This window comes from Massilia scottii (assembly GCF_030846495.1).
Classification (GTDB): Bacteria; Pseudomonadota; Gammaproteobacteria; order Burkholderiales; family Burkholderiaceae_D; genus Telluria_A; species Telluria_A violaceinigra.
This window is the reverse complement of record NZ_JAVCWM010000018.1, coordinates 77,919-104,503: the sequence shown is the minus strand read 5'-3', so window position 1 is coordinate 104,503 and position 26,585 is coordinate 77,919. Positions and strand designations below refer to the sequence as shown.

Genomic DNA, 26,585 nt, shown 5'->3' with positions numbered 1-26,585 from the left:
GGGCACTCCGTACGCGTCAATTACGCGGAATCGCGGCCAGCTTTTTTACGCTCGTGCTCTTTCAGGTAGCGCTTGCGCAGACGGATCGATTTAGGCGTGATTTCAACCAGTTCGTCGTCGGCGATGAATTCCACCGCATATTCGAGCGACATCTGGATTGGCGGTACCAGGCGCACCGCTTCATCGGTACCCGACGAACGCACATTGGTCAGCTGCTTGCCCTTGATCGGGTTGACGACCAGGTCGTTGTCGCGCGAGTGAATGCCGATGATCATGCCTTCGTACACCGGGTCGTTGTGAACCACGAACATGCGGCCGCGGTCCTGCAGTTTCCAGATTGCGTAAGCAACCGCTGCGCCATCGTCCTGCGAGATCAGCACGCCGTTGCGACGGCCAGCCATTTCGCCTTTCGAGTTGTCGACCGGTGCATATTCGTCGAACACGTGGCTCATCAGGCCGGTGCCGCGGGTCAGGGTCATGAATTCGCCCTGGAAGCCGATCAGGCCACGCGCAGGAATCTTGTATTCGAGACGAACACGGCCCTTGCCATCCGATTCCATGTTCTGCAGGTCGCCACGGCGACGGCCCAGTTCTTCCATGACGCCGCCCTGGTTGGCTTCTTCAACGTCAACCGACAGTTGCTCGAACGGCTCGTGGCGCACGCCATCGACCATTTTGAACACCACGCGTGGACGCGATACGGCCAGCTCGAAGCCTTCGCGACGCATGTTTTCGATCAGAATCGTCAGGTGCAGCTCGCCGCGGCCCGAGACTTCGAAAATCGTGTCGTCGTCGGTCGGCGCTACGCGCAGGGCAACGTTGGCTTTCAGTTCGCGGTCCAGACGGTCGCGCAGCTGGCGGCTGGTGACGAACTTGCCTTCGCGGCCGGCCAGTGGCGAGTTGTTGACCATGAAGTTCATGGTCAGGGTCGGCTCGTCGACGGTCAGCATTTCCAGCGCATCCGGGGTGTCCGGCTGGCAGATGGTCGAACCGATGCCGATTTCGTCGATACCGTTGATCAGGACGATGTCGCCGGCAACGGCTTCGTCGACCAGCACGCGCTCGAGGCCCTTGAAGTTCAGAACCTGGTTGATGCGGCCCTTGATCGGGGTCGAATCAGGACCGTTCAGGACGATGACGTCCTGGCCCGACTTGATGCGGCCGCGCGAGATGCGGCCAATGCCGATCTTGCCGACGTACGAGGAGTAATCGAGCGAGGTCACTTGCATCTGCAGCGGGCCGTCCGGATTGTCGTCGCGCACTGGAACGTGCTTGAGAATGGCTTCGAACAGCGGGGTCATGTCGCCTTCGCGCACTTCCGCATCGAGGCTGGCGTAGCCGTTCAGGGCCGATGCGAACACGACCGGGAAGTCGAGCTGTTCGTCGGTGGCGCCCAGCTTGTCGAACAGTTCGAACGTCTGGTTGATCGCCCATTCGGCGCGCGCGCCCGGACGGTCGATCTTGTTGACGACGACGATCGGCTTCAGGCCCAGCGCCAGCGCTTTACGCGTCACGAAGCGGGTCTGTGGCATCGGGCCTTCCTGTGCATCGACCAGCAGCAGCACCGAGTCGACCATCGACAGCACGCGCTCGACTTCGCCGCCGAAGTCGGCGTGGCCTGGGGTGTCGACGATGTTGATGTGGGTGCCTTCGTATTCAACCGCGCAGTTCTTCGACAGAATCGTAATGCCACGTTCTTTTTCGAGGTCGTTCGAATCCATTACGCGGGTTTCGACTGCCTGGTTTTCACGGAAGGTACCGGATTGGCGCAGCAGCTTGTCCACGAGCGTGGTTTTGCCGTGGTCAACGTGGGCGATGATAGCGATGTTACGAATTGCGCGTTTTGAATTTGACATGGTCGTAAGGAACGGAAATGTACGTGGTGTACGAAGGTGTACGGTGCTGCTTAAATCAGGAACCGACTAGTATAGCATGCTAAAGCGGTGTATTGCGCATCGCCAATTTGAAAAGCCCTGCAATTTCAATGGCTTGCTGCTTTTTTCACCACAGGCATGCACCGCTCCGGTGCAATTGTGAGCGCTTTTCGTGTCAGCAGCATGACAAGCTCACCGCGCCGCGATTGCCAAGTGGCGCCGATGCGCCGCATAATCGCCCTCCCTTTACCAAATGGAATCATGATGAGCGATCACGCCGGCAGCGACACCACCAACGATGGCTGGGACGCCATCGACGCCAGCCTGGCGCGGCTGTATCCAGGCCAGCAGCCGCGCCATGTGGGAACGGTGCTGCGCTCAAGCATGGGCGGCGGCGATCCGCTGGACGGCATCAGCGTCTATCGCAGCACGCAGGGCCTGCCGCACTGGCATTACGTCACCTACGGCCTGTCGGAACTGTACGGCAAGGAGTCGGGCGACCCGGACTACAGCGGCTATGGCCTGGAACTGACGTTCCGCCTGCTCGCCCTGCCCGGCGAGACCGAAGCGCCGTCGTGGCCGTTCAATTTTCTGCAAAACCTGGCGCGCTACGTTTTCCGCACCGGCAACGTGTTCGCGGATGGCCACTGGATGACCGCCAACGGCCCGATCGCGCTCGGTACGCCTACCGCCATCTGCTCCATGGCGTTTGCCAGCGACCCGGGACTGCCTGCCATCGATACGGTCAACGGCCGGGTCGACTTCCTGCAGGTCGTCGGCCTGACGATCGAGGAAGAACGGGTGGGAACCCAATGGGCGCCCAAGCAGTTGCTCGAAGCGCTGTTGCCGCACATGCCGCTGTGGATTACCGACCTCGGGCGCCCAAGCCTGCTCGCGGCGCCGGGAGTGGGCGCCGTGGTGGCGGCCGGCTTGGCGCGCGACGGCTCCTCGACCTGCGCCATGTTCACCGATGTGCTCGAGGTGGCCGAACTGGCCCCACCCGACGCCGCCGCCACGATCCAGGTCACGCTGGGCGCGCGCCAGGTCGCCGACCTGCTGACCCTGCTGCCACTGAGACTGCCGTTCGCTCGCTCGCTCGCACTGGAAGGCAGGCACTGGCAACTGCTGTTCGAACCTGGCGCGGCCGACGGCGCGCTGCTGGTCGACACCACGCTGACCGTGCGCATGCGCCCCGCCACGCTGGCCGCATTCACGGCGGCGCTGGCACCGCGCGAAGGCTGTTACCAGGTGGCCGGCCTGACGCAGCTCGCCTGGTCGATCCGCAAGACCCTGATCAGGGATGCCGATGGCGTGCTGGTGCAGACCATCGGCTAAGGCCCGTCCCGCTATTCGTACAAGGTACCGATCGCCAGCGGGCGCGTGGCGGCCGTCACCTTTGCCCCGGCCGGCAAGTCGGCAAAGCGCACCGTCACCACCTGGTACAGGCCCATCGAGCCATCCTCGAACGGGTGCGCCTCGGCCGCCGCCAGCATGCGCGGCGGCGCAGCGCCGTCCTCCAGCGCCACCTCGGGCATGGAACCGGCCGGATAGACGATCTTGATGCCGGCGCATTGCTTGCCCAGCAGGCGCATGCGGTAGCCCGAGGCGCGCTGGGCCGCCAGCAATTGCTCGCAGGCGTCGCGCAGCAGGCCCGCGTCGTACACGCCGTCGTCGCGCTCGCGGATGCTGTAGCGGCCGCTGAAGTAGTAGTGGCCCTTTTGCCGGTTCAGGGTGATGACGGCGTCGTCTTCGTACGCCGTCTTTTCCATCGGCAGCTCGGCCCGTCCGATGGCGTCGACCGCCACCTCGAAGCGGGTGCGCGCGCCCGCCACGCTCAGGCGCAGGCCGTCGAGCGGCAGTCCGGGGCGCAGGCTGCGCACCTGCAGATGCGCCTGGATCAATGGCCGCGCGCGCACGAACGGCGCGAAGAAAGCCGCCGCCTTGTAGGCGCGCCGGTAGCCGATCCATTCCGGATCGCGCTGGGCGTTGACCTCCACCGTCATGACGGGATCGGTAACGACAGTTTCGGCGGCCGGCACGGCGCTCGGCAGGCAGGCGGCAAGCAAGCATAATTTCGTCAGCGTTTTCATCGGCGGCAATACAGAAAGTGGGAGGGCCATTCTAGTCCAGGGCGGCCGCGCCGCCATGTGCCACAAGATAGAGGCGCCGCATGACTTCCGGCACTGACCCGCGCCGCGCGGCGTCACGTAGAATTGCCACCTCGACAGCAAGCGCTCCCGGCGCTCACAAAGCGCCATGATGACATCCCGATTCGACAAACTGTTCCCCCGCGCCGTCTGGCCGCTGGCCTGCCTGCTGGTGACGGGACCGGGCTGCGCGCTGCTGTGGAGCTACCAGGCCGACTTCGACGCGCTCCATAGCGCTGCCGGCCGCCTGGCCGGCGTCGTCGCCAGCCACTTCACCACGCCGCCATCGGCGCTCAGCGCCGGTACCGACCGCAAGGAGTTGACCGCCCTGCTGCTGCGGCTGCTGCGCACCGGCTGCGCCATCGGCTTTGCCGCGCTGGCCTGGCTGCGCGCCAGCGGGCCGGCCTGGCCGGCCGTGCTGCGCTCGCCGGCGGCGCTGGGGCTGCAACTGGTGCTGGCGGTGGTCGGCGACATGGGCCTGATCTATGTCTTCACCGCGCAGCTCGGCACACTGCCGCTGCGCAGCGCGCTGCGCTGGCTGGCGGCGGCGACCCTGTTCGCGTCGGGCGCAACCCTGCTGGTGATCGCGGACCTGCCCATGCCCGACGCACGCTTCATCATGGCGTGCATGGTCGCGGCGGGCGAAGCGCTGATCATGGCCGTCGTCACGGCGGTGGTGCATGTGGCCCTGGGCGAACGGCGCGCGCGCGTGGCATTGGCCGCGGCGCACGCGGAACTGCAGGCGACCCAGGCCCTGCTGGGCGAAGCGGTGCGCGCCAGCGAGCGCCTGCGCCTGGCGCGCGACCTGCACGATATGGCCGGCCACCATCTGACCGCGCTCAAGCTGCACCTGGACCTGGCCAAGCGCCAGGCCGGCGACGCGGCCCCGGCGGCGCTGGCCACGGCCAGCAGCCTCGCCGCCACCTTGCTGGCCGACGTGCGCCTGCTGGTCAGCAGCGAACGCGGCGGATGCGATATCGATATGCGCCTGGCGCTGGAAACCCTGTGCGCCGGCATTCCGGCGCCGCGCATCGAGCTATGCATCGGCGAGCGGCTCGGGATCGATTCGGCGGCGGTCGCGCATGCGGTGTTCTGCGCGGTGCAGGAAGCGCTCAGCAATGCCATCCGCCACGCCGGCGCGGCCATCATGACGGTCGCCTTGCGGCGCGACGCCAGCGGCGACCTGCTGCTCGACATCGCCGACGATGGCCGTGGCAGCGGCGGCGCGGCCGAAGGCAATGGCTTGCGCGGCATGCGCGAACGGCTGGCCCAGCTGGGCGGCAGCCTGCACGCCGCCAACGGCCCGCGCCAGGGCTACGCGCTCGGCATCCGCCTGCCGGCATCGGGAGCGGCGCCATGATCCGCGTGGTGCTGGTGGACGACCAGATGCTGGTGCGCAGCGGCATTCGCGGCCTGCTCGACCTGACGCACGACATCCGGGTCGTGGCCGAAGCGGCCAATGGCGATGAAGCCGTGGCCGTGATCGCCCAGGCGCAAGCGCATGTGCTGCTGCTGGACGTGCGCATGCCGCAGTGTTCGGGTATCGAGCTGCTGCGCCGGCAGCAGGGTTTGCTGCCGCCGGCCATCCTCCTGACCACCTTCGACGATGACGAGGCGCTGTTCGACGGCATGCGCGCCGGGGCGCGCGGCTTCCTGCTCAAGGATATCTCGCTCGAACGGCTGGCCGAGGGCATTCGCAGCGTCGCCGCCGGCGCCACCCTGTTCCGTCCGGGGCTGACCGAGCGCACGCGCGCCGCCTACGAACAGTCCGGCGGCGCGACAGTACCGGTCCCGGGCAGCACGCGCCTGACCGCGCGCGAGACCGAAATCCTGGCGCTGATGGCGGCCGGTTTGAACAACAGCGAGATCGGCGCCGCGCTGGGGCCGAGCGAAGGCACCATCAAGAACCACGTTTCAAACATCCTTGCCAAGCTGGCCGTGCGCGACCGCGTGCGCGCGGTGCTGCGCGGCCTCGAACTCGGCTACATCTGACCAACGCACTTCCACAGGAAACCATGACCATCCCGACCCGGGCGCGCGCTTGCGCCAGCTTTGCCTCCCTCGCCACGTTCACGACCCTGGCCGCTTGCTGCATGCCGGCGGCGGCGCAATCGCCGACCACACAGATGCCGGAAGGAACGACCGATGTCGACATCAGCCTGATCGCCGCGCTGGTGCCGGTGAGCGAGGGCCGCAGCGCAATGAAGATGATTGTGCTGCCCACTATGTCAGCCCAGTGGAGCAACGGCATCTTTGCCGAACCGGGCGAAGTCGGCATGCAGCTGTCGGAAGATCCCATGTTCAAGTACGGCCCCCTGCTCACCTATGGCTCGCGCTCGCGCCGGGCCGATGACAGGGAGGACAAGTTCAGTCTCGGCATCGAGGCGGGGGCGTTCGCCAATTACCAGCTGGCGCACAATATCGCGTTTCATTCCAGCGTGATGTACGGGGGCGGCGAGGACCGGCGCGGCGTGCGCCTCCATCTCGGCGGCAACTACGGCATGCGCCTCACGGCGCACCAGTCGCTCAGTGCCGGTGCGGGAATGAACGTGGTCAACCGCGGCTACATGCAATCGTATTTCGGCATCTCGCCGGAGCAGGCGGCGCGCAGCGGCAGGCCGGCGTACCGGGCCGGGGCCGGGGTCAAGGATATTTATCTGTCGCTACGCTGGAATGTGGATCTGAGCACCAAGTATGCGCTGACCAGCGGCGTGAGCCTCGCGCGCCTGATGGGCAGCGCGGCCGACAGCCCGCTGACCGACAGTCCGCACAACGCCGCCCTGTTCACGATGCTGACCTATCACTGGTGATCGGCCCCTGCGCCGTTGCGGCGTCGCCTCAACTGGCGCGCGGCCTCGAGCGCTCCCCACAGCACCACCCCCAGCAGGCAAGCCAGGTGCAGCGTGCCCAGTGACACGAGGTCGAGCAATGGATTGGCATCCGACAGCGGCCGCCACGGATGCATATCGCTGTGCATGATGGCGTCGAGCACGATATGCGACAGCGTGCCGAGGAACGCCCCCGTGCACGAGGCCAGCCAGCTGATCCGTTGATGAGGAATATTCAGGTGCCTGAGCACGAATTCGCTGACCGGCTTGCCGGTCAGCGCGGCCACGCCGCCGATGAGCAGCGCGCCAGCCAGGGTATGGGTCGGACCGTGCAGGATGTCGGCGCCCTGGATCAGGCCCACCAGCGGCTCGATGTCGATCAGCACCTGCGCGCCGCCGAACACCATGAAGCTGAAATGGCGCCCGCCCACGGCCTTCATGGCCGCACCGGGACCGAGGTGGAAGGGCGTGAACGGCATTTAGGCGTGCGAGGCGGCGATCAGGCGCTCGGGCGCCAGGATGGCGTATTCCTGCAAGTTCGCCGTGCCCAGCAGGCGGGTCTCGTGATACACCCTCACCCGGCCAAGGCTGTCGGGCAAAGTGAGCGCTTCCTTACCGAGCGCCAGGCGCTGGCCCTGCAGGAAGCGCTTGGCCAGTTCCTCGGTCAGCCGCACCGCCGGAAAACTCGACAGCAAGGCATCGACCGGTGCCAGCAGGGTAAGCGGTTCGGCGTGCGCCTGCAACGCTTCCAGGGTCACCATGCCGTCGATGGTCAGGGCGCCGACCTGGGTGCGGCGCAGCTGGATCAGGTGGGCGCCGCAGCCGAGCGCGTGGCCGATATCTTCGCCCAGCACGCGGATATACGTGCCCTTGCTGCAAGTAACCGCTAACTTCAGCAGCGGCGTTTCGAACGAAATCAGTTCCAGCTTGAGGATGGTGACCGGGCGCGCTTCGCGCTCCAGGGTGATGCCTTCGCGCGCGTACTCGTAATACGCCTTGCCGTCGCGCTTGAGCGCCGAATACATCGGCGGCACTTGCATGATGGGGCCGCGGAACTGCGGCAGCACGGCGTCGATCTGGGCCAGGGTGACGTCGACGTCGCGCATGTCGATCGCTTCGCCTTCGGTGTCGCCGGTGGTGGTGGTGATGCCCAGGTGGACCGTGGTTTCGTAGGTCTTGTCGGCTTCGAGCAAGTCTTGCGAGAATTTGGTCGCTTCGCCGAAGCACAGCGGCAGCAAACCGGTGGCGAACGGGTCGAGCGTGCCGGTGTGGCCGGCTTTCTTGGCGTTGAGCACGCGCTTGGCCTTGATCAGCGCGTCGTTGGACGACAGGCCGACCGGTTTGTCGAGCAGCAGCACGCCGTCGACCAGGTCGCGCACGCGTTTGATATGGGCTTGTTTCATGCTGGCTTATTCGGCGTCCGGCCTGGCTTGGTCTTCCGGCAACGGATCCGGCTCGGCATCGGCCGCGCGGGTGGCGTTGGCCTGGTCGATCAGCAGCGACATTTCCATGCCGCGCGAGGTCGAGGTGTCGTGCACGAAGTGCAGCATCGGCAAGGTGTGGATGTGCAGGCGCTTGCCCAGCTGGTTGCGGATGAAGCCGGCAGCGGCGCCGAGGCCGTCGACCGTGTTCTTGATCGATTCCTTGTCGTCCTTGAACATGGTGAAGAACACCTTGGCGTGGGCGTAGTCGGGCGTGATCTGCACTTCGGTGATGGTGATCATGCCGATGCGCGGGTCTTTCAGACCGTACGCGACGATTTCGGCCAGGTCGCGCTGGATCTGGTCGGCCACGCGCAAGCCGCGGGCGGGAATGGTTTTGCTGTGTTTAGCCATGGTCGTATACTACTCTTTATGATTTGGTAAGGTGGAAAAGCGAAGCGCCCCGGAACAGGGGCGCTTCGTTTTCCACGCTACGTATTGCAGTGGACCTTACAGGGTACGGGCGATCTCTTGAACTTCGAACACTTCGAGGACGTCGCCGACTTCGATATCGTTGTAGTTCTTGAGCGACAGGCCGCATTCCAGACCGGCGCGCACTTCTTTCGCGTCGTCCTTGAAGCGCTTGAGCGAATCGATCTCGCCAGTCCACACCACGATGTTGTTGCGCAGCAGGCGTACCGAGGACGAACGCTTGACCACGCCATCGGTGACCAGGCAACCGGCAATCGCGCCCACTTTCGAGACCAGGATAACCTGGCGAATCTCGACCTGACCGGTGATGTGCTCGCGCTTCTCCGGTGCCAGCATGCCCGACAACGCCGCCTTGATCTCGTCGATCGCATCGTAAATGATGTTGTAGTAGCGGATGTCCACGCCGTTCGACTCGGCCAGCTTGCGCGCCTGGGCGTCAGCACGGGTGTTAAAGCCGATGATGACCGCTTTCGATGCGACCGCCAGGTTGACGTCCGATTCGGTAATGCCGCCGACCGCTGCGTGCACAACCTGTACCCGCACTTCGGAGGTCGACAGTTTCTGCAGCGAGCCAACCAGCGCTTCCTGCGAACCCTGCACGTCGGTCTTGACGATGACCGGCAGATTCTTGACTTCGCCTTCGCCCATGTTGTCGAACATGTTTTCCAGTTTCGCCGCTTGCTGCTTGGCCAGTTTGACGTCGCGGAACTTACCTTGACGGAACAGACCAATTTCACGCGCCTTGCGCTCGTCGGCCATGACCATGACTTCTTCACCGGCAACCGGCACTTCGGTCAGGCCCTGGATTTCGACCGGGATCGACGGACCAGCTTCGCTGATCGCCTTGCCGTTCTCGTCCAGCATGGCGCGCACGCGGCCATACGAGGAACCAGCCAGGATCACGTCGCCGCGACGCAGGGTACCGGACTGCACCAGGATCGTCGCGACAGGACCACGGCCCTTGTCCAGGCGTCCCTCGACCACCAGGCCACGCGCTGGCGCGTCGACCGGGGCTTTGAGTTCCAGCACTTCGGCTTGCAGCAGAACCTGTTCCAGCAGCGCATCGATGCCTTCGCCGGTCTTGGCCGACACCGGCACGAATGGCGATTCGCCACCGTATTCTTCCGGCACGACTTGTTCGGCGACCAGTTCCTGCTTGACCCGGTCCAGATTCGCACCCGGCTTGTCGATCTTGTTGATCGCCACGACCAGCGGTACGCCGGCAGCTTTTGCGTGAGCAATCGCTTCCTTCGTCTGCGGCATCACGCCATCGTCGGCGGCAACCACCAGAATCACGATGTCGGTTGCCTTGGCGCCACGGGCACGCATGGCGGTAAACGCTTCGTGACCCGGGGTGTCGAGGAAGGTGATGATGCCGCGCGGCGTTTCGACGTGGTAAGCGCCGATGTGCTGCGTGATCCCGCCCGCTTCGCCCGACGCCACTTTGGCACGGCGGATGTAATCGAGCAGCGAGGTCTTGCCGTGGTCGACGTGACCCATGACGGTGACCACCGGTGCGCGCGAGACGGCTTCGAAGTGGGCGTGTTCGCCCTGGTCGGCCAGCAGTGCTTCCGGATCGTCGAGTTCAGCCGCAAATGCCTTGTGGCCCATCTCTTCAACCAGAATCATCGCCGTTTCCTGATCCAGTACCTGGTTAATGGTGCACATCTGGCCCAGCTTCATCAGCTGCTTGATCACTTCCGATGCCTTCACGGACATCTTGTGCGCCAGTTCGGCGACCGTGATGGTCTCAGGAACGTGAACGTCCTTGATGACCGCTTCGGTCGGCGCCTGGAAATTGGTTTCGCGGTCATCGCTGTGCGATGAACGACGGCCCTTGGCGCCACCGCGCCAGCTGTCGCGGCCACCCGGCGAACCGGTGTTGCCACGTGGCTTGATCGAACCCGGCGCGCCGCGTTTTTTCGCGTCGTCCGACCAGGTCGAGGAGACATTGGCCGACTTGATCGACTTCTTGTCCGCCGTAACCGGCTTCTTGTCGCCCGGCTTGTCGCCCGGCTTCTTGTCGGCTGGCTTGTGCAAGGTGCCTTCCGGCGGCTTCGGCTTCAATGCCGCGACCGGTGGAGCAACTGGCTCAGGTGCCTTGATGGCGCGCCGCGGCGCATTCATCATGGCCTTGATCTGCGCCACTTCGTCGGCCACGGCCTTGCGGGCGCGGTCGTTCGCTTCGGCGCGGGCCGCAGCTTCTTGCGCAGCCACGGCAGCCTTTTTCTTGGCTTCTTCGGCAGCAGCTTTCTTCGACTCGTCGGCGGCAGCCTGATCGGCGCCAGCGGCGGCGGCGGCGGCAGCGGCGGCGGCGCGCTTCGCTTCCGCATCCGCTTCTTTCCTGGCGTCGGTCTCGGCCTGCTTGGCCTGGGCTTCTTTTTCGGCGTCGAGCTTGGCGAGGCGCTCCTGCTTTTCACGCAGGTCGGCTTCCTGGCGCGCGATCAGCTCTTGCTGGCGGCGTGCTTCTTCCTCGCGACGGGCCACTTCGGCCGCGTCGATCACTGGTGCAACGGGCGCCGCGGCCACTGGCGCTGGCGCCGGTGCCGGATCGTCGCGCTGCACGAACGTGCGCTTCTTGCGCACTTCTACCTGGATCGTGCGCGACTTGCCGGTGGCGTCAGCCTGCTTGATCTCAGTGGTTTCCTTGCGCGTCAGCGTGATTTTCTTCTTCTCGGTGTCGGTCGCCGTGCCGTGGGTACGGCGCAGGTGATCCAACAACTTATCCTTATCATCTTTCGACAATGGATCTGACGTCGAACTTTTATCGACGCCGGCAGAACGCAGCTGCGTCAGCAGCAAATCTGCAGGCATCTTCAGTTCGGTGGCAAATTGGGCTACGTTGTTACTCGCCATTCAGTCCTCTTTTCTTTGTGTCGAGACAGATGATAAGGTTACTCAAATTAAGCCTTGGCCACTTCTGCCAGGCTCCAGGCTTTCGCCTGCAGCGCCTTGGCGCGGTCGTCATACTTTGAGTCGACCAGCTTCATCTCGTCGTCGGTCACATCATTAAATTCATTCTTGATCAGATCACGTGCACGGTCCGACGCCAGCGCCAAAATAGCGCCAAATTCGTCGTACGCGAGCGCCGCGAACGCCTCAACGTTCTTGATACCGGCCAGGCCCAGCTTGCCCGCAGTGTTGCGGTCCATGCCTTCCAGGTTAACCAGCTGCTCGTCCATCCCTTCCAGGCCTTCTTCCGAAGCAATTGCTTCAGTCACCAGCGCATCACGGGCACGGGTCCGCAGTTCGTTGACGGTATCTTCGTCGAAGGATTCGATATCGAGCATCTCGGAAATCGGCACATACGCGATTTCCTCCAGGCTAGCGAAGCCTTCTTCCACCAGGATGTCGGCCACTTCCTGGTCGACGTCGAGTTTTTCCATGAACAGCGCGCGTACTGCCGCGGTTTCCTGAGCCGATTTATTCTCGGACTCTTCCGCCGTCATGATATTGATCTTCCAGCCGGTCAGCTCGGCAGCCAGGCGCACGTTCTGGCCCGAACGGCCGATCGCGATGGCCAGGTTTTCCTCGTCGACCACGACGTCCATCGCATGCTTTTCTTCGTCGACCATGATCGACGACACATTGGCCGGAGCCAGGGCACCGATGACGAATTGCGCCGGGTCTTCCGACCACAGCACGATGTCGACGCGTTCGCCGCCCAGTTCACCGGTCACGGCCTGCACGCGCGAACCGCGCATGCCGACGCAGGTACCGATCGGGTCGATGCGCTTGTCGGCCGTGTACACGGCGATCTTGGCGCGCACACCCGCATCGCGGGCAGCCGATTTAATTTCCAGCAAGCCTTGTTCGATTTCCGGCACTTCCAGTTCGAACAGCTTCATGATGAATTCCGGCGCGGTACGCGACAGGATCACCTGCGGGCCGCGCATATTGCGGTCGATGCGCAGGATATAAGCGCGCACCCGGTCGCCGATACGCAGATTCTCTTTCGGGATCATCTGGTCGCGTGGCAGGCGTGCTTCGATCTTGCCCGATTCGACGATCGCGTCGCCGCGTTCCATGCGCTTGATGGTGCCGGTCACGAGCGAGTCGCCGCGCTCCAGGAAGTCGACCAGGATCTGTTCGCGCTCGGCGTCGCGCACACGCTGCAGGACCACCTGTTTGGTGTCTTGCGCGAAGCGGCGGCCGAATTCGACGGACTCGATCGGTTCTTCGATATATTCGTCGACTTCGATGTCGGGGATGTTTTCCTTGGCTTCGAAATGCAGGATTTCCTGGTCGGGCAGCTGCAGGCCGGCCTCGTCGGGCACGACGTGCCAGCGGCGGAAGGACTCGAACTCGCCCGAATCACGGTCGATGGACACGCGAATGTCGACTTCGCCCTCGTAACGCTTCTTCGTGGCTTGCGCCAAGGCGAATTCGAGCGCCCCGAAGACCACATCTTTATCGACATTTTTTTCGCGCGCCAGCGCATCAACCAATAACAAAACTTCGCGACTCATGCTTTGCGACTCCTAAAATCCACCTGCGGCACCAAGCGTGCCTTATCCAAGTCGGCGAGCGTAAACTCCAACAGCGCCGGACCATCCTTGCTTTCAAATTCCAATGCGATATTCTCGCCTTGCGGGGCCTGCAAGATACCGGTGTAGGTCTTGCGGTCGGCCGTACCGGGCATGGCCACGCGCAGCTTCACGGTGCATTCGCAACCGGCGAAACGCGCGAAATCGGCCAGGGTACGCACCGGGCGGTCCAGCCCCGGCGACGAGATTTCCAGGCGCTCGTAGTTGACATTTTCTACAGTCAGCACGTGCGACAGCTGGTGACTCACGGTGGCGCAGTCCTCGACCGTAATCGGGCCTTTTTCGGCCGCGTCGGCTGCAGTGAAATCGATATACACGCGCAGGATGCCGCGCTCGCCCCGTTCGACATCAACGAGTTCGTAGCCCAGGCCACTGACTGTCTTGGCGATTAATTCAAACTGCTGCAAACAAGTTCTCCAGATCACGGTCCCGCGGGACCACTAAAAACGATTTACCAAAAAAAAAATGGGCATCTGCCCATCTTCCTATACTCCCAACCAGATGAAAGCACTTGCACCAGTCTGTGGTGGGAAGAACTTTTATTAGGCTGCAGATTATAACCTGTTATCGGGCTGCCCGCAATCCGATGACGGGCAAATGAACAGGCATACAACACTTATCAATTTTAAAACAAAAGCCGCAGGGCGGGTGCCGTGCGGCGATGCGTGCGCGGTGGTGCGGATCACAAAACAACACCGCCACCGTCGTTCCTGCGCGGGAACGACGTGTCCGTGGCTACGGGAACGACGAGCTAGCGCTTAACCCCGGCGACCGCGACGCGGCATGCCGTGATCGGCGCTGCGCGGGCCTTGCGGACCCTGCGGACGGCGATTCCCGCCCCCGGCATTGCCGAAACCGAAGGTCGTTTGCAGCGGATCCGGCTGGCGCGGCCCCTTGGCCCCGCCGCCATTGCCGCCATTGCCACCCGGACGGCCGGTGCGCGGCTGCGCATCGCCCTGCGGACGCGCCGAACGCGGCTGTCCATCACCCTGCGGGCGACCCTGGCCACGGCTCTGGCCATCGAAGCCGCCGGCACTGCGCGCTTGTCCGCCCATGCCGCCGCCCATGCCGCCACCCGCGCCACCGGGACGCCCCTGCGGACGGCCACCGGCGCCGCGTCCCGCACCGCCACGTCCATTTGGCGGACCAAACGGATCGGCATTGCGGTTGGCGTCGACGCGGTCGATGCGGTTGCCATCGGAACGCTTGTCCTCGTCGGTGCGCGGCTTGGCGTCGCTGCGGCCTTTCGGACCGCGCGCATCGTTGCCGGCGCCTTTCTTCTCGACGCCGAACGCGGCCAGCAGGTCGCGCACGGTGTTTTCTTCCATCTCATCCCAGCGACCGCGCTTGAGGTTGCTTGGCAGGGTCATGATGCCGTAGCGGGTACGGATCAGGCGCGAGACGGTCAGGCCGATCGCCTCGAACATGCGGCGCACCTCGCGGTTGCGGCCTTCGCCGATGACCACGCGGTACCATTTGTTGATGCCTTCACCGCCGCCGTCGGCGATCTTGGTGAACGAGGCCACGCCATCGTCGAGTTCGACGCCGGCCAGCAGCTTCTGGCGCATGCCCTCTTCCAGCTCGCCCAGGGTACGCACCGCGTATTCGCGGTCGATGTTGTAGCGCGGGTGCATCAGGCGGTTGGCCAGGTCACCCGAGGTCGTGAACAACAGCAAGCCTTCGGTATTGAAGTCGAGGCGGCCGACGGCCAGCCACTTGCCGGCCTTCATGGTCGGCAGGCGGTCGAACACCGATGGACGGCCTTCCGGATCGTCATGGCTGACGATTTCGCCGGCCGGCTTGTGGTACACCAGCACGCGCGGCGGCTTGCTGGTGACCTTGCGGTGAATCAGCTTGCCGTTGATGCGCACGGCGTCGGTCGGCAGGATGCGCTGGCCGATGTGGGCCGGCTCGCCATTGACCGAAACGCGGCCGGCGATGATCAGCTCTTCCATGTCGCGGCGCGAACCGAGGCCGGCTTCGGCCAGCACCTTGTGCAGCTTCGGCGCGTCGTCGTCGGAGGTCAGGTCGCGGCGCACCTGCTTGACCGGCTGCGCGTGGCCGCCGTCGTTGGCGTCGAACGCGTCCGAGGTCACGTACGAAAACGCGGCATCGGCATCGTTCATCTTGTTCTTGCCGTGGTGCTGCAAGCCCGGATTGCCTTTTTTGTTCTTTTTCACGCGCGGCTTGGCATCCAGGCTGCGCTCCGGGCGCGGACCGCGCTCAGGACGGGCAACCGGTTCGGCCGGTGCTTCGGCGAGCACTTCCGGCTCGCCCGATTCGGCGCGCTCCATCTGGATGCGGGCTTCGCGCTGGCCGCGCAGTTCGCGCATCTGGCGCGGGCCGCGCGGCGGACGTGGACCGCGTTCCTGGTTCGCAGGCGCGGCGCCGTCGGCGGCCGGGGCGGCGCCATCGGCGGCGGGCGCTGGCGCGGCATCGGCGGCGGGCGCTTTCGGCGCGCGCGGCTTGCGGGCGGCCGGGGCTGGCGTGTCGGCGGCAGGCGCTGCGCTCGCGGCGGCTGGGGCACTGGCGGCTGCCGGAGCGGAATCGGCCGCTTCCACGGGGGCCGCTACCACGGGGGCCGCTTCAACGGCAGCGGCTTTTTTAGCACGCGGCTTGGCCGGGGCCTTGGCCGCGGCGGCTGGCGCCTCAGCCGATGCCACGGCGGGCGCGGCGGCCTCGACGTCGGCAACGGCCTTCCTGGCGGCGGCGCGCTTCGGTTTCGGCGCGTCGGTGCCGGCGGCGGCGTCCGCCTCTATCTGTGCCTTGGTGCGGCGTTTTGGCTTGGCCACGGCCTCATCCATGCCTGTTACGTCGGCGCTACTTGTCTCTGTCGATTTAGTTGGATTCATTATTCGTTTCTTGGTTGTGCTGACCTGGCGCAGCGTCAACCGTTATTTCTGGCGCAGGGTCGTGGATGAGGACTTCAAGAGATGAAGTATCGGAGCCGGCCGCATCCGCGACGGCGGGAGGAAATGCCTCCTGCGCGTCGCCGCTACCTGCACCATCGTCGTTTGCGGCCTCCGAGGCCGCCGCTTTATCAAAATTTTCCTGCAAGGCCGCCTCGAGTGCTTCCATTTCGAGACCGCCCTGCATGTCGCTGATTTGCTGCAACGGAGGCAGCTGGGACAGCGAATTCAACCCCAAATCGTCAAGGAACTGCTTGGTCGTGCCCAGCAAGGCCGGGCGGCCGATCACTTCGCGGTGGCCGATGGCATCGATCCAGCCGCGGTCTTCCAGCATCTTGATCGTCTGCGAATTAACGGCAACGCCACGTATTTCTTCGATATCGCCGCGTGTGACAGGCTGGCGGTAAGCGATGATCGCCAGCGTTTCCAGGGTGGCGCGCGAATACTTCTGCGGCTTTTCCGGGCTCAGGCGATCGAGGTACTGCTTCATTTCCGGGCGGCTCTGGAAGCGCCAGCCGCTGGCCAGGCTGACGATTTCAATACCGCGCTCGCTCCAGTCGCGGCGCAATTCCTCGAGCATGATCTTGATGGTATCGGCGCCGACCCCGGCGCCGATCGGGCGGCCATGGTCATCGACATCGACGAACAGCTTCTTCATGCCGTGAATCGACATGGGCTCGCGCGCACAGAGCAAAGCGGTTTCGAGGACCCGTTTGGCCTCATCAGTATTCATAACGATGTCGTGTGCGGATGTTGCAATTAGGTCTGCAGAGAAAAAATCAAACAAATACCACTCAACGCATGGCAGCGCGCGTCACAGAATGACGCCGATTTGCAGAGAAACACGTTGAAACTGGAATCCGTCGCCCGGGACGAAGCGCGCTGGGCGGGAATGTTACTGGTGGCGAGATGCGAACCCTGCCACACGGTTACCTGCATACCTGGCGAGGCTAAACCGTTGATTTTCAAGAGAAACGCTGGTTCGCCGCAGCGGCAAGGAGGCCAAGCTCCGGGCGCGCACTACACGAACGATCGACATCGTTTCCTCCAACTGCGGCCATTGTACCTGATAAAAGCGCGAAAAGGACAAGCATGGGCGTCAGAAACCCCTGCAAATGCCTTGCACCAAAATGGCCCACAAAGTTTCCTAACCGGGGTCAGACCTCCGAATCGAAACACTTTTATTTCTAATCGGAGGTCTGACCCCGGTTAGGAAATTTTTTGGCTGCCGAGTTTTTCGGCGAGGATGGCGGAGACGCCGAGGAAGGCGGGATACTCGGCCGTGATGACGAAGGTCGGCACTTGCGCCAGATAGTTGACGAAACGCCCCTTTTGCTCGAAGCGGCTGCGGAAGCACGAGCGCGCAAAGCGCTCGCCCAGCCGCGGCACAATGCCGCCACCTATATAGATACCGCCCTGCGCACCGAGCGTAATGGCGAGATTGCCCGCCACCGTGCCCAGCATGCCGCAGAAGGCTTCGATCGCCTGGTCGCACAGCGCGCACTCCCCCGCCAGCGCGCGCCGCGAGATCTCGGGAGCATCGAGCTCCTGCGCCACCTGCCCCGTATGGTGCGCCAGCGCGCGGTAGATCAGCTCGATGCCATCGCCCGACAGCAGGCGCTCGGCCGATACGTGCTCGTACTGGCGCCACGCGAATTGCAAAATCGCAACTTCGGTCTCGTTGGCCGGCGAAAACGTCACGTGCCCGCCTTCGCTGAGCAACGCTGTCCAGCTGTCGCCGGCCGGAATCAATCCCGACACGCCCAGCCCGGTTCCGGCGCCGACCAGCCCCAGCGGCGTACGCGCACGCGCCGCGCCGCCGCCGATCTGCAGCTTCTGGCTATCGGCAAGGTGCGGCAAGGCACGCGCCAGCGCGGTAAAGTCATTGACCACTTCCAAGGTCTCGAAGCCGCACTCGAGGCGCAACGCGGCGATCGAGAACTCCCAGTGATGGTTGGTCATGCGCACCAGGTCGCCCGTAATCGGATTGGCAATGGCCAGCGCGGCGTGACGCAAGGCGCCCACGCCGGCGGCAAGCACCTTCGGCGAGCCGAGATAGGCGCGCAGGGCGTCGGCCAGGGTCGGGTAGTCGGCACAGGGCAGAACCGCGATCAGCCCGGTCTGGCCGGGCGCAGTCTCCAGCGCGAAGCGGGCGTTGGTGCCGCCGATGTCGGCCAGCAGGCGCGGCCCGTCAGCGTAGCCAGGGGACGGGGAAACGGAAGATGGCGCGGTGTATTGCTGAGTCATGGTGGCGAGTGTTCTATGGACTCGCCAAGCTTAATGGATCACATGCCCGAGGTGCAAGCTTTCTTTGTAGTTTTAGTACATTCACGTCATAAAATCCTGCGTACAGGCGAGCTTGGACACCGTTGTGCGTAGTATAGCTACGCGCGACAGCGGCAAAACAGCGTCGGACGTTGCGGAATCAGCCCGCGTGGACAGTGAGGGGGTCGCCCTGCCCGGCGTGGTGGGCGTTCCACGCATCGAGTCCGCCATGCAGGGGACGGGCACGGTGATAGCCTCTGGAAATGAGTTGCTTGGCGACCTGGGCCGCCGTGACATCGTTGGGGCAGCTGCAATAGACAACGATGTGGCGTTCCTTGTCGAGCAGCGCCATGAAACTGTCGGGGGTGCAGGCGTTGTAGATCAGCGCGCCGGGCACGGCTTGTTCGAGCTGCTGGGCGGTAATGCTGCGCGCGTCGATGATGATCGGCTGCTGCCCGCCGCGGATCAGCTGGGCCAGCTCGCTCATGCTGATGCGCTCGATCTGCATGCCCTGGCGGAAGCGGCGCCGCTCGATGTACTTGTACAAGACGAACAATGCGAGCAAGGTCAGCAGGACCATCAGGGCGGTGCTGCCCATCTCTTCGAGCATGACCAGCACTTTGTCGACACTTTTGTGGAAGATGGCACCGATGGCAATGCCGGCGCCGCTCCACAGCAGGCTGCCGGTCATGCTGAAGGCCAGGAAGCGCGGCGTGCTCACGCCCAGCGCGCCGGACATGGGCGAGGCGATGATGTTAAAGCCCGGAATGAATTTGGCAACCATCAGCGATTTGGGACCGAAGCGCTTGAAGCGGTCTTCGGTCTGGCTGACGCAGTAGTCGGGCGAGAGCGATATCTTGCACAGCAGCCGCAGGATGCGCTTGCCGTAAAAGCGCCCGGCGTTGAACCAGAACACGTCGCTGATCAGGCACGCGCCGACGCTGGCGGCCAGGCACACCGGCCAGCTGATCTCGCCGCCCGCGGCCAGCGCGCCGGCCACGATCAGGATCGGGAAAGCGGGAATCGGCAGTCCGATTTGCTCGACCAGTACGATGGCAAACACGATGAGCACACCGTAGAGCTGAAGCAATTCGATAAGATTGGGCATGGCGCTATCTTAGCCGAAAATGCGCCGCAATTCGCCCCGACCCTTCATCGACGCCGCCGCCCGTCGCGCAGCGGCGTCTTTACGTGCGCGCAATCGCACCCAGCAAGGCCCTGGTGTACGCATGCTGCGGATTGCGGTACAGCTCGTCGGAATCGGCCATTTCCACCACGCTGCCGGCGCGCATCACCATGACCCGGTCGGCCATGTACTTCACCACCGACAGGTCGTGCGAAATGAAGATGTAACTCATGCGGTATTCGTCCTGCAGGTCCTGCAGCAGATTGAGGACCTGCGCCTGCACCGAGACGTCGAGCGCCGACACCGATTCGTCGCACACCAGGATCTCCGGACGCATGGTCAGGCAGCGCGCAATGGCGATGCGCTGGCGCTGCCCGCCCGAAAACTCGTGCGGGTAGCGCTGCATCGCCTGCACCGGCAGCCCCACCTTGTCGAGCAGTTGCAGGGCCATGGCGGTGCGCTCGCCGTCGCCCGCGCCGATGGCGTGAATGCGCATCGGCTCTAACAGGATCTGCCCCACCGTGAAGCGCGGATTGAGCGAGGCGTAGGGGTTTTGAAACACGATCTGGATGCGCCGCTTGTACGCCATGAATTCGCGCGCCGGCATGCCGATCAGGTCCTTGCCGTCGAAGATCGCCGTGCCGCCGGTGGCCCGGTGCAGCCGCAGCAGGGTCAGTCCGACCGTGGTCTTGCCCGAGCCCGACTCGCCCACCACGCCCAGCGTCTTGCCGCGCGCCAGGGTGAACGAGACGTCGCTCACCGCGCGCAGCTCGCGCTTGCCGAACAGTCCTTCGCGCGCATAAAAGCTCTTGCTCAGGTTGCGCACGACCAGCACTTGCTCGTCGCCGGCCGCGTAGCCGCGCGCGCGCTGGGCGCCGGCGGCTCGCTCGCGCACTTCCAACTGATCGTCCAGATAATCGTCCAGCACCGGCAGGCGCAGCGGACGCTGGTCCAGCCGCGGGCGGCAGTGCAGCAGCGCGCGCGTATAGGCGTCGGCCGGCTGGTCCAGCACCTGGCGCGCCAGGCCCTGCTCGCGCACCTCGCCGTGCCGCATCACGATGACGTGGTCGGCAATCTCGCTGACCAGGCCCAGGTCGTGCGTGATGAACAGCACCGACATGGCGCGCTGCTGTTGCAGGCGGGCGATGAGGGCCATGATCTGTTTCTGGATGGTGACGTCGAGCGCGGTGGTCGGCTCGTCGGCGATCAGCAGGGCCGGCTCGCACGCGATCGCCATCGCGATCATCACGCGCTGCTGCTGGCCGCCCGACAGCTGGCCGGGATAGGCGTCGATCTTGTGCGCAGGGTCGGGCATGCCCACTTCATCGAGCAAGGCCAGCGTGCGCGCCCTCGCCTGCCTGGCGCTCATGCCCATGTGCAGGCGCAGCACTTCGCCGATCTGGTAGCCGACCGTCAGCACGGGGTTGAGGGACGACATCGGCTCCTGGAAGATCATCGCGATCTCCTTGCCGCACAGGCGGCGCCGCTCGCGCGCCGGCAGCGCCAGCAAGTCGCGCCCGTCGAACACGATGCGCGAGGCTGGATCGATCAGCGTCGTTTCCGGCGCCAGCAAGCCCATCACCGCCAGCGAGCTGACCGACTTGCCGCTGCCCGATTCGCCCACCAGCGCCACGGTGGCATTGCGCGGCACCGCGAACGAGACGCCGCGCACCGCCTCGACCGTGGTGTGCTTGTCGACGCGAAAGGCAATACGCAGGTTGTCTACGTGAAGCAGCATGCGGGCCTTCTAGGTGAGTTTCGGATCGAGCGCGTCGCGCAGCGCATCGGTAAATAGCGAAAACGCCGTCACCAGCAGCGCCATGGCGCTCGCGGCGGCGGTCAGCTGCCACCATTTGCCGAGGATCAGTTCGTTCTGCGCTTCATTGAGCATGCTGCCCCAGGACACCACGCCGACCGGCACGCCGAAGCCGAGAAAACTCAGGATCACTTCGGCCTTGATGAAGCCGACCGCCAGGATCGACAACTGCACCAGCGCCACATGGCTGATGTTGGGGAAAATATGCGAGAACATCTTGCGCCAGTGCGAGGCGCCGATGGCGTCGGCCGCCATCACGTATTCGCGCCCCTTGTGCTTCATGTATTCGGCGCGGATCAGGCGGTACGGCCCGGTCCAGCCGGTCAGCCCGAGAATGAGCACGATGGTCGTCACGCCCTTGTGCTGCAGCACGGCGGCCACCGCCAGGATCATCAGGATCGAGGGGACCGAGGTGAACACGCTGTAGAACCAGTTGAACAGGTCGTCGACCACGCCGCCGAAGTAGCCGGAGAGCGCGCCGAACAAGGTGCCCAGAAAGACCGCCAGCAGCGCCGCCGCCAGCCCCACCACGATCGAGGTTTGGCCACCCTTGATGGTCTTGAGCAGGACGTCGTGGCCCCATTTGTCGGCCCCGAACGCCAGCGTGGCAAGGCGCGGCGGCGGCGGCGCGGTGATGGCGGCGCCCTGCGCTTCGATGATGGCGGCGATGTCGCCGGCCAGCGGATCGAACAGGTTCGGCGGCGGCGCCGTGCGCGCCACGCCGGCGCCCTCTTGCGTTACCGCATCGGGGCCGATGAACGATGGCGGCGCGTAGGTGACCGCCACCTCCTCTTCCCAGCCGGCGCCGATCAGGCCCATGACCGAGAGCGCCAGCATGGCCAGGAACAGCGCCACCACCGCCAGCGAGACCATCGCCACGCGGTCGGCGCGCAGGCGCCGCATGGCCAGGGTCCACAGGCCGGCCGGCGCGTTTGCTGGTGCGCCCATCCTCATGCGAGCTGCACGCGCGGATCGACCGCCTTGTACAGCAGGTCGGCCAGCAAATTGAACACCATGGTGGCGGCGGCCACGTACACGGTAATCGCTTTGATGACCGGAAAATCACTGCGCTCGACCGCCAGAATGACTTCGCGCCCGATACCGGGAATGCCGAAGAACCGTTCCAGCAAAAACGCGCCGATCAGCAGCGCCGGCAGGTTCGCCATCACGTGCGTGATGATGGGAATGGCGGCATTGCGCAGCACGTGCACCCACATGATGCGCCGTTCGGACAAGCCCTTGGCGCGCGCCGTGCGCACATAGTCCTGCTGCACTTCGTCGAGCACGAAGCTGCGGTACAGGCGCAGGGTCGGCGCGATCGACACGGCCAGCCCGATCAGCACCGGCAGCGCCGCATAGCGCAGCAGATTCTCGCCCAGCCCCGTGCCCCAGCCCTGCACCGGGAACAGGCCCAGCTTGTAGGCCAGGCCGTACTGGAAGGCGATGATGTACACCAGGATGCTGACCGACATGCCGACCGTGCACGCAACCATCACCGCGCGGTCGGTCAGCGAGCCGCGCACGAAGGCCACGGCCAGCGCCAGCGCGATGCCGATCACGGTCTCGAGCACGGTCAGGGGAATGAGCACCGTCAGCGACGGCCCGAGCCGGCTGGCGATGATGCGCGCGACCGGCTCGCCGGTGCTCCAGGCGTTGCCGAAGTCAAAGGTCACGATCTGCTTGACGAAGATCCACAGCTGCACGTGCATCGGCTGGTCGGTGCCGAGCTGGCGCCGGATGTTCTCGATCTCGGCGGCATCGGACATCTTGCCGGCGAGCAGATACGCGGGATCGCCGCCAATCCAGTTAAACAATATAAACACCAGCAGCACGACGCCGGCCATGGTGGGCAGCATCTGCCACAGGCGGCGCAGGAGATAGGCAGGCATGGGGTGTGGCGCGGTCTTTCCTGGTCGTGGTTCGGTTCGGTTCGGTGGCGGCGTTGCGCAGGCCATCACGATAGCGCATTTCGGCCATGCGCGGTCATGCCAGGCGAACAATGTCCGAGCGCGCCATGGCATCGCAGACCCCCTGTAAACACAGGCCGACGACAGACTACGCCGACAAATTCAAGTACAAATTTGTAGCGTCAAGAAACTGTTGTTTCGTTGCCAAAATGAACGGTGTGTACATTGACAGTCCGACACGCAGGTGTTGATATATGTGCGCTTGGAAAATGTTCTCACCAACTATTTCCCAAGAAACCGGGAGACTGCATGTGTTTTTTGCCTATTTCAGCAAGCCTGTGCTGGGAATGGGGCAAAAAGCGAAAAATATGCATGCAGGTACAGACGTCTTTAACATTGATACCCTCTGGAGTTACACATGTTTAGAAAAACCGCAATTGCGCACGCCGTCTCTCTGGCGATCGCTTCGGCAGCACTTTCCGTGGCCGCACCGGCCATGGCGCAGGACGCACCAACCGGTCCCATCCAGCGGGTCGAAGTCACCGGTTCCAGCATCAAGCGCGCCAGCGCCGAAACCGCTTCTCCAGTGCAAGTCATTACCGCGCAAGACATGGCCAAGTCCGGCAAGGGCACGGTCGCGGAATACCTCCAGACCCTCACCGCCGATGGCGCCGGTTCCCTGCCGACAGGCTTCGGCAACGGTTTTGCCGCCGGTTCGACCGCGATTTCGCTGCGCGGCCTGGGCGCCACGTCGACCCTGGTGCTGCTCAACGGGCGCCGCATGGCGCCGTTCGCGCGCGCCGACGATGGCCAGAAGAGCTTTACCGACCTGTCGACCATCCCGATGGAAGCGGTCGAGCGCATCGAAGTGCTGAAAGACGGCGCTTCCTCGACCTATGGCGCGGACGCGATCGCGGGCGTGGTCAACATTATCCTGCGCAAGGATTTCACGGGCCTGATCGCCAAGGGCACGATCGGCCAGTCCAAATACAAGGACGGCGAAATGGCCAAGGGCTCGCTGACCTGGGGCAAGGGCACCCTGGAAGCCGACGGTTACAACGTGCTGGTCAACGCCGAGTACTACACCAACAACGAACTGAAGAACAAAGACCGCGCCAACCGCGGCTGGATCGGCCACGGCGACCTGCGTCCGTACGGCTATGCGATGGATACCCAGTTCGCTTCCGGCTATCTGGCGGGCAGCAACAACACCGGCGCCAGCCCGACCGGCTCGATCCGCAACCCGGCCAACAATACCTACGTGTCGCTGCCCGGCTGCGCCGCCCTGTCGAAGACCGCCAACAGCGATCCGCAAGGCGGCTGCCTGTGGCACCACGACCAGTTCCGCTCGATGCAGCCGCAGGTCGACGGCCTGAACCTGTACACGCGCGTGAGCAAAAAGCTGGGCGAGGACCTGCAAGTGTACGGCGAAGTCGGCTACTCGAAGCGCAACACCTCGTTCACCCTGGTGCCGGGCGAAATCACGCGGACCTATGCCGGTCCGCCGACGGCTGCCAATCCGACCGGCGTGACCAACTGGGGTTCGGGCGCCGGCACCACCATGCAGCTGGCCGCCAACCACCCGCAAAACCCGTACGGCGTGCCGGTGCGCGTGCGCTATTCGGCCTTCGACGTCGGTCCGAGCGAGCGTTCGGTCAACAATGAATTCAACCGCCTCGTGGTGGGCCTGAAGGGCGCGGGCATGGGCTGGGATTTCGACACCTCCTACGTGCATTCGGAATCGAAACTCGACCTCAAGTACAGCAACATGCTGAACCTGCGCGTGGTCCAGGCCGCGCTGGGCAATCCGGCCAGCCCGTACTTCCCGTACTATATCGGCGAGCAGGCCGGCAAGAACCCGGCCTCGCTGTACGCGGCCATGGTGCGCACCGCCACCTCGCATTCGACCACCCAGCTCGACATCGTCGACTTCAAGGCTTCGCGCGAGCTGTTCCAGCTGCCGGGCGGCGCCATGGGCCTGGCCGTGGGCGGCGAGCATCGCCGCGAAAAACTCGACAATCCATCCCTGTCGGGCACCGAGGACGGCAGCATCAATTCGTCCTACGTGGCCGCCAAGGGCGAAGAGAAAATTTCGGCCGTGTTCCTCGAAGTGGCGGCGCCGGTATTGAAATCGGTGGAATTGTCGGCCGCGCTGCGTTACGACAAGTACACCAACTTCTCCTCGACCACGCCAAAACTGGGCGCCAAGTGGACTCCGCTCAAAACCTTCGCCCTGCGCGGCACCTACTCGGAAGGCTTCCGCGCGCCGGGCGCCGCCGAAGCGAGCGCCTCGTCGCGTTCGACCGGCACCGCCACCACGCGCGATCCGATCCGTTGCCCGGGCGGCACGCCGGCAGCCGGCGGCGGCAGCGCCACCGATTGCTCGGTCTCGCTGGCCGCGGTCAAGGTGGGCAACCCCAACCTGAAGCCGGAAACCTCGAAAGGCATGACGCTGGGCATGGTCTGGGATCCGCTCAACGATACCAGCCTGTCGGTCGACCTGTGGAAGATCAAGCGCAGCGACGAGATCAATCCGCTGCCGTACAACGAAGCGGCCGCCCTGCCGACCGCCGTGCGCGCCGATAACAACCTGGTGGTCGGCGGCGTGGCCATTCCGAACACCGGCACCATCCTGATCTCGAACGCGCCGTACCGCAATTCGAGCTTTACCGAGATCAAGGGCGTCGACCTGGACATCAAGCAAAAGTTCCGCCTCGGCGACATGGGCCGCGCCAACCTGGGCCTGACCTGGACCTACATCGATTCGTGGATCCGGGCCGAATCGGCCACCGTCAAGTACCAGTACGCCGGCACCCACGGCAACTGCGACACCTCCAACTGCGCCGGCACGCCGAAGCAGAAGATCAGTTTTGTCGCAGGCTGGGACTGGCAAGACCTGAACCTGACGCTCACCACCAACTACCGCTCGAAGATGAAGAACGTGCAGTTCGAAGGCGAGCTGTGCGCATCGAAATTCGCCAACGGCACCCCGGCGCCGAACGCCGAATGCACGCTCGGCTCGTTCACCGCGACCGACCTGTCGGTGCGCTACAACCTGTCGAAGAATTTCCAGCTGTTCGGTTCGATCAACAATCTGTTCGACAAGGTCGCACCGCTCGATCCGCTCACCTACGGCGGCATGAGCTACAACCCGATGGACGCCAGCGGCGCCATCGGCCGCTACTTCAAGGCCGGCGCGCGCTACCAGTTCTAGTCTGAACCGGCAGCGAACGCATGACACCGGGCGATGCGC

The 26,585-nt window shown here is 64.4% G+C and carries 20 protein-coding genes; 5 read left to right on the top strand and 15 right to left on the bottom strand.

What is annotated here, in order from left to right; all coding sequences use genetic code 11:
- Window positions 1-20 precede the first annotated feature (20 nt).
- On the bottom strand, window positions 21-1,856 hold the full coding sequence (gene typA, locus RBA41_RS22895) for a translational GTPase TypA (protein ID WP_306626553.1): 1,836 nt from the start codon (window positions 1,854-1,856) through the stop codon (window positions 21-23).
- A 282-nt stretch (window positions 1,857-2,138) separates the two neighbouring features.
- On the opposite strand from typA, the gene RBA41_RS22890 reads away from it, so the two are divergent.
- Window positions 2,139-3,209 carry a suppressor of fused domain protein gene (locus RBA41_RS22890; protein ID WP_306626552.1) on the top strand — a complete coding sequence of 357 codons (1,071 nt, stop codon included), beginning with the start codon at window positions 2,139-2,141 and terminating at the stop codon, window positions 3,207-3,209.
- Window positions 3,210-3,220: 11 nt separating this feature from the next.
- On the opposite strand, the gene RBA41_RS22885 is transcribed toward RBA41_RS22890, so the two are convergent.
- Window positions 3,221-3,940, bottom strand: coding sequence for a hypothetical protein (locus RBA41_RS22885; protein ID WP_306626551.1), 720 nt, complete (start codon window positions 3,938-3,940; stop codon window positions 3,221-3,223).
- A gap of 190 nt (window positions 3,941-4,130) precedes the next feature.
- Here RBA41_RS22885 and RBA41_RS22880 point away from each other — a divergent pair, with 190 nt between their 5' ends.
- The 3 genes from RBA41_RS22880 to RBA41_RS22870 are packed head-to-tail and all read left to right on the top strand — an operon-like array spanning window position 4,131 to window position 6,831.
- Window positions 4,131-5,381 carry a sensor histidine kinase gene (locus tag RBA41_RS22880; protein ID WP_306626550.1) on the top strand — a complete coding sequence of 417 codons (1,251 nt, stop codon included), beginning with the start codon at window positions 4,131-4,133 and terminating at the stop codon, window positions 5,379-5,381.
- Window positions 5,378-6,013, top strand: a complete 636-nt coding sequence (locus tag RBA41_RS22875; protein ID WP_306626549.1) for a response regulator — start codon at window positions 5,378-5,380, stop codon at window positions 6,011-6,013. Before RBA41_RS22880 ends, RBA41_RS22875 begins: the two co-directional genes overlap by 4 nt.
- Before the next feature lie 23 nt (window positions 6,014-6,036).
- Window positions 6,037-6,831 (top strand): MipA/OmpV family protein, encoded by a 795-nt coding sequence (locus RBA41_RS22870; RefSeq protein ID WP_306626548.1) that lies wholly within the window; start codon window positions 6,037-6,039, stop codon window positions 6,829-6,831.
- On the opposite strand, the gene RBA41_RS22865 is transcribed toward RBA41_RS22870, so the two are convergent.
- The 13 genes from RBA41_RS22865 to RBA41_RS22805 all read right to left on the bottom strand — a co-directional run bounded on the left by RBA41_RS22865 (window position 6,822) and on the right by RBA41_RS22805 (window position 23,314).
- Window positions 6,822-7,328, bottom strand: coding sequence for a metal-dependent hydrolase (locus tag RBA41_RS22865; RefSeq protein WP_306626547.1), 507 nt, complete (start codon window positions 7,326-7,328; stop codon window positions 6,822-6,824). The genes RBA41_RS22870 and RBA41_RS22865 overlap by 10 nt on opposite strands.
- Window positions 7,329-8,252 carry a tRNA pseudouridine(55) synthase TruB gene (gene truB, locus RBA41_RS22860; protein ID WP_306626546.1) on the bottom strand — a complete coding sequence of 308 codons (924 nt, stop codon included), beginning with the start codon at window positions 8,250-8,252 and terminating at the stop codon, window positions 7,329-7,331.
- Window positions 8,253-8,258: 6 nt separating this feature from the next.
- Window positions 8,259-8,684, bottom strand: a complete 426-nt coding sequence (gene rbfA / locus RBA41_RS22855; protein WP_306626545.1) for a 30S ribosome-binding factor RbfA — start codon at window positions 8,682-8,684, stop codon at window positions 8,259-8,261.
- A gap of 96 nt (window positions 8,685-8,780) precedes the next feature.
- Window positions 8,781-11,618, bottom strand: a complete 2,838-nt coding sequence (gene infB / locus RBA41_RS22850; protein ID WP_306626544.1) for a translation initiation factor IF-2 — start codon at window positions 11,616-11,618, stop codon at window positions 8,781-8,783.
- Window positions 11,619-11,665: 47 nt separating this feature from the next.
- Entirely contained in the window at window positions 11,666-13,231 is a 1,566-nt protein-coding gene (gene nusA / locus RBA41_RS22845; RefSeq protein ID WP_099874597.1) for a transcription termination factor NusA, read from the bottom strand.
- Window positions 13,228-13,716, bottom strand: coding sequence for a ribosome maturation factor RimP (gene rimP / locus RBA41_RS22840; protein ID WP_306626543.1), 489 nt, complete (start codon window positions 13,714-13,716; stop codon window positions 13,228-13,230). The genes nusA and rimP overlap by 4 nt, the downstream gene beginning before the upstream one ends.
- 351 nt (window positions 13,717-14,067) lie before the next feature.
- Window positions 14,068-16,161: a pseudouridine synthase gene (locus RBA41_RS22835; RefSeq protein WP_306626542.1), complete on the bottom strand. Its 2,094-nt coding sequence runs from the start codon at window positions 16,159-16,161 to the stop codon at window positions 14,068-14,070.
- Window positions 16,148-16,951 (bottom strand): SMC-Scp complex subunit ScpB, encoded by an 804-nt coding sequence (scpB, locus tag RBA41_RS22830; RefSeq protein ID WP_306626541.1) that lies wholly within the window; start codon window positions 16,949-16,951, stop codon window positions 16,148-16,150. Before scpB ends, RBA41_RS22835 begins: the two co-directional genes overlap by 14 nt.
- A gap of 476 nt (window positions 16,952-17,427) precedes the next feature.
- Complete coding sequence (locus RBA41_RS22825) at window positions 17,428-18,465, bottom strand: glucokinase (protein ID WP_306626540.1); 1,038 nt, start codon at window positions 18,463-18,465, stop codon at window positions 17,428-17,430.
- 178 nt (window positions 18,466-18,643) lie between these two features.
- Entirely contained in the window at window positions 18,644-19,591 is a 948-nt protein-coding gene (locus RBA41_RS22820; RefSeq protein WP_306626539.1) for a DedA family protein/thiosulfate sulfurtransferase GlpE, read from the bottom strand.
- Window positions 19,592-19,670: 79 nt separating this feature from the next.
- Complete coding sequence (locus RBA41_RS22815) at window positions 19,671-21,347, bottom strand: ABC transporter ATP-binding protein (RefSeq protein ID WP_306626538.1); 1,677 nt, start codon at window positions 21,345-21,347, stop codon at window positions 19,671-19,673.
- A 9-nt stretch (window positions 21,348-21,356) separates the two neighbouring features.
- On the bottom strand, window positions 21,357-22,379 hold the full coding sequence (locus tag RBA41_RS22810) for an ABC transporter permease (RefSeq protein ID WP_374709589.1): 1,023 nt from the start codon (window positions 22,377-22,379) through the stop codon (window positions 21,357-21,359).
- Entirely contained in the window at window positions 22,376-23,314 is a 939-nt protein-coding gene (locus RBA41_RS22805) for an ABC transporter permease (protein WP_306626536.1), read from the bottom strand. The genes RBA41_RS22810 and RBA41_RS22805 overlap by 4 nt, the downstream gene beginning before the upstream one ends.
- Window positions 23,315-23,750: 436 nt before the next feature.
- Here RBA41_RS22805 and RBA41_RS22800 point away from each other — a divergent pair, with 436 nt between their 5' ends.
- A complete protein-coding gene (locus tag RBA41_RS22800) occupies window positions 23,751-26,546 on the top strand; it encodes a TonB-dependent receptor (protein WP_306626535.1) in 2,796 nt (931 codons plus the stop codon).
- Window positions 26,547-26,585 lie beyond the last annotated feature (39 nt).